This is a genomic window from Aminobacter sp. P4_H6_2 (assembly GCF_056400805.1).
Map to the genome: position 1 here is coordinate 1 of NZ_JBFUKO010000476.1, position 4258 is coordinate 4258.

The following is a 4258-nucleotide window of genomic DNA, read 5'->3' on the forward strand; positions in this document are numbered from 1 at the left end:
GTGCATCCCGGCGAGCCGCAAAAGGCCGCCGACGCCTCGGCGCGCGCGGCATCCGTCGCCCATGACGGCGAGGGACTGAACGGCGCGCGCTTCTGCGCCGCGGCCATCGCCAAGGCCTTCGAGGCGACCTCGATCAATGAGATCATCGAGGCTGCACTTGCCACCATCGACGCACGCTCGACCTATGCCCGCGTCGCCACTGCGGTGATCGCCTTCCACAAGGCCAACCCCAACAACTGGCGCGCCTGCCGCGACATGCTGACCGCCGAGTGGGGCTATGACCGCTACCCCGGCGTCTGCCACATCATCCCCAATGCGGGCGTGACGGTCATGGCGATCCTCTACGGTGAAGGCGACCTGCCGCGCACCGCCGAGATTGCCACCATGGCCGGCTGGGACACCGACTGCAACGCCGGCAATGCCGGTGCCATTGTCGGCACCTTCCAGGGCGTGCAGCCCGGCTGGGACAAGTACCGCAAGCCGATCAACGACTTCGTCATCGCCTCGGGCGTCGTCGGTTCGCTTAACATCGCCGACATTCCGTCCTTCGCCCGCGAACTGACCGTGCTTGCACTGCAGCTGCGCGGTGAAGAAGTGCCGGCGCTTTGGCTGGAAGATTTCACCCGGCGCGGCGTGCGTTTCGACTTCGACCTGCCTGGCTCCACCCATGCTTTCCGTACCGCAGGCTTCAACCAGATCAGCGTCAAGGCGTCGACCGAACGGCATGTCGAAGGTTCGCGTGGCTCGCTCGAAATCCAGCTCGACCGGCTCGAGCGCGGACAGGGCGGGCGCATCTTCTGGAAGCCGTTCTACCGCCGCGAGGATTTCGACGACGAGCGTTATCGCCCGATGTTCACGCCACTCGTCGATGCCGGCCAGAAGGTGTCGTTCAAGCTCTGGCTCGACCCATGGAATGGCGATGGCAATCTGCGCGTCGTTCCTTACGTCCGCCGCGCCATGTCGGGCACCATCGAAGAGATCGGCGGCTGGCACGTGCCCAATCATGAAGGTTGGCTGGATTACGACTTCACCGTGCCTGAAGGACTGGAGGCCATCGACGAGATCGGCATCCAGGTCGAATATTTCGGCCGCTTGAAGTTCCTCGGCCGCCTGTTCCTCGCCGACTTCAAGGTCGACGGTGCCGGCCACTCCGTCATCGATCCGCGCACCGAGGTGCAGGAATGGGGTGCTGTTTCGCGCTTCACCTGGAACCGTGGCCACTGGACGCTGCAGAAGGGCCGCATCCATGCGCATACGCCTAGCGACGCCGACATGTGGGCGGGGCACTACTACGCCCGCAACGTCAAGGTTCTGGCCGACATCCAGCCGCTCGCCGGTGCATCGCAACTGGTGACAACGCGCGCGCAAGGCACCAGCCAGTTCTACGCCGCGGGCTTCGACGGCGACGACGTGGTGATCCTCAAGGAGGATTTCGGCACGACGGTTCTGGCGCGCGCGCCATTCAAGCGCGAGCTGGGCAAGAACTATGCTTTCGCGTTTTCGGCGACCGGTGACACGCTGTCCTTTGCCATCGACGGCAAGACGCTGATCGAGGCGAAAGACGGCAAATACACCTACGGCATGGCCGGCCTGCGCCTCGGCGCGCTCGGCCGCATGAGCGTGGGTACGGTCGAAATCATCGAGACCGCCTGAAGACTGTGGTTCCCGCTCCAGGCCTGTCGGCTGGGGCGGGGACCCGTGCGGGCGTATCGAAAGGGAGGAACATGTCTGAAATCGAACTCAGGAATGTCGGCAAGAGCTACGGCAGCGTGCCGGTGCTCGACGACATTTCGCTCGACATGGGCAAGGGCGAATTCGTCGTCCTGGTTGGCCCGTCCGGCTGCGGAAAGTCGACGCTGTTGCGGATGATCGCCGGCCTCGAGGACATCAGCTCCGGCGAGATCACCATCGGTGGCAAGATCGTCAACGACATGCCGGCCAAGGAACGCGACCTGGCCATGGTGTTCCAGAACTATGCGCTGTATCCGCATATGAAGGTCGCCGACAATATGAGCTTCGCGCTCAAGCTCGCTGGTGTCTCCAAGGCCGAGATCCAGAAGCGGGTCGCGGAGGCCGCCGAAATCCTCGGGTTGGAAAAGCTGCTCGACCGCCTGCCGCGCGAACTCTCCGGCGGCCAGCGTCAGCGCGTGGCGATGGGGCGGGCCATCGTGCGCGATCCCCGCGCCTTCCTCTTCGATGAGCCGCTGTCCAACCTCGACGCCAAGCTGCGCGTCAAGATGCGCGGCGAGATCAAGAAGCTGCATCAGCGCCTGGGCAAGACCACCATCTACGTCACCCACGACCAGACCGAGGCCATGACCATGGCCGACAAGATCGTGGTGCTGAACGGCGGCAAGATCGAGCAGATGGGGCCGCCGCTGGAGCTCTACAGGAACCCGCGCAACCTCTTCGTCGCCGGCTTCATCGGCTCGCCCGAGATCAATCTGCTGCACGGTGAAATCGATAGCCAAAACCTGCGGCTTGCCGACGGCGCCACGCTTCCACTGCCTGCCGGCGCCAATCTCGCGCCGGGCCGCAAGATCGTCTACGGCATCCGGCCGCAGCATATCGGCCTTGCCGACAATGGTGTCGCCGCCGAGGTCGTGCTTGTCGAACCCACCGGCGACGCTCAGGAGGTGCTTCTGCGCATCGGCTCAAACGACATCTCCATGGTGCTGAGCGAGGCTGCACCTTTGCAGTCGGGTCAGCGCGTGACGCTCGGCTTCGATCCGGCCAAGGTGCTGTTGTTCGACAAGGAGACAGGCGAGCGTATCCGATGACAGGCTTTGCTCAAATGCACTGGGACCCGGCCGCCGAGGGGCCGCTTGAAGGCATCAAGGTGCTCGATCTGTCGCGGCTGGTCGCTGGCAACATGCTGTCGTTGCAGCTTGCCGATTTCGGTGCCGATGTCGTCAAGATCGAGCCACCTGTCGGCGATCCGTTGCGCGAGTGGAAGGAAGACGGCCTGTCGATCTTCTGGAAGACCTATGGCCGCAACAAGCGCTCGGTGGTGCTCAACCTGCGTGAGGCTGCCGACCGCGAGGCGCTGTGGGCGCTCATCGACGGCGCTGACGTGCTGATCGAAAACTACCGCCCCGGCACGCTGGAGCAGATGGGTTTTGGCCCCGTCCTGCTCCTTGAGCGCAATCCCGATCTCGTTGTCGTGCGCATTTCCGGCTTCGGCCAGACCGGGCCTTATGCCGAATTCCCCGGCTTCGGCACCATCGTCGAGGGCATGAGCGGTTATGCCTACCGCACCGGGTTTCCCGACCGCGAGCCGGTCCTGCCGCCTTTGGCGCTGGCCGACATGATCGCCGGCATCTACGGCATGTCGGCGACGATGACAGCGCTGTTTGCCCGCCAAAAGGGCAAGGCGCGCGGACAGGTTGTCGACCTGTCGCTGCTTGAGCCGATCTTCTCCGTACTCGGTCCCGAGGCGGGCATCCATGCGCTCACCGGCAAGGTCAAGGAGCGCGTCGGCAGCGCCTCGAACACCGCAAGTCCGCGCAACGTCTATCGCTGTGCCGACGGCAAATATGTAGCCCTTTCCGGCTCGACGCCGGCAGTTGCGCGCCGCATCTTCGAGATCATCGGCCGGGCTGACATGAATGCCGATCCGCGCTTTGCCACCAACAGCGAGCGCCTCAAGCATCGCGAACTTGTCGACGAGGCGATCGGCGCCTGGTTCGCCACCCGTTCGCATGACGAAGCGCTTGCCATCATGCGCGACAGCGGCGCCACCGTCGGGCCGATCTACAGCATCGCCGACGCTGCCACCGATCCGCATTTCACCGAGCGCGAGGTGATTGTTTCATTGGACGATGAGGACCATGGCGCGCTGCCGATGCACAACATCGTCCCACGCTTATCAGCGACGCCGGGCACCTTTCGCCGACCCGCACCAGGATTGGGCGAACACACCGCCGAGGTGCTGGCGGAGGCGGGCGTAGCACCGGAGGCTGTCGCGGCAATCGTCGCGGGAGCCGAAAAATGAAACTGCGCTCCCTGCTTTATGTGCCGGCCCATGCCGAGCGGTTCATCGCCAAGGCGCATGAGCGGGGCGCCGATGCGATCATCCTCGATCTCGAGGATTCGGTGCCGGCGAACAGCAAACTCGCAGCACGTGAAGGCCTCACCGCATCCATCCGGCATGTCGGGCAGGCGGGCGCGGCCGTTTTCGTGCGCATCAACTCTGAAAYCGACCTGCAGTTCGAGGATGCGGCCGCCGCCTGCCGGGCAGGGGCTTTCGGCCTCATGG

The 4258-nt window shown here is 64.5% G+C and carries 4 protein-coding genes; all 4 read left to right on the forward strand.

What is annotated here, in order from left to right; all coding sequences use genetic code 11:
* Positions 1 to 1653: ADP-ribosylglycohydrolase family protein (locus tag AC1DUU_RS24655; protein ID WP_476786007.1), on the forward strand; the 1653-nt coding region annotated here is incomplete at its 5' end.
* A gap of 71 nt (positions 1654 to 1724) precedes the next feature.
* Positions 1725 to 2780, forward strand: a complete 1056-nt coding sequence (locus AC1DUU_RS24660; RefSeq protein ID WP_476786008.1) for an ABC transporter ATP-binding protein — start codon at positions 1725 to 1727, stop codon at positions 2778 to 2780.
* Positions 2777 to 3994 (forward strand): CaiB/BaiF CoA transferase family protein, encoded by a 1218-nt coding sequence (locus tag AC1DUU_RS24665; RefSeq protein ID WP_476786009.1) that lies wholly within the window; start codon positions 2777 to 2779, stop codon positions 3992 to 3994. The genes AC1DUU_RS24660 and AC1DUU_RS24665 overlap by 4 nt, the downstream gene beginning before the upstream one ends.
* Positions 3991 to 4258: aldolase/citrate lyase family protein (locus AC1DUU_RS24670; protein WP_476786010.1), on the forward strand; the 268-nt coding region annotated here is incomplete at its 3' end. The genes AC1DUU_RS24665 and AC1DUU_RS24670, both read left to right, overlap by 4 nt.

What these genes read in the sequence shown, in the direction of transcription:
- AC1DUU_RS24660 (WP_476786008.1), top strand. Translation starts at nt 1,725, where the DNA reads ATGTCTGAAATCGAACTCAGGAATGTCGGCAAGAGCTACGGCAGCGTG.
- AC1DUU_RS24665 (WP_476786009.1), top strand. Translation starts at nt 2,777, where the DNA reads ATGACAGGCTTTGCTCAAATGCACTGGGACCCGGCCGCCGAGGGGCCG.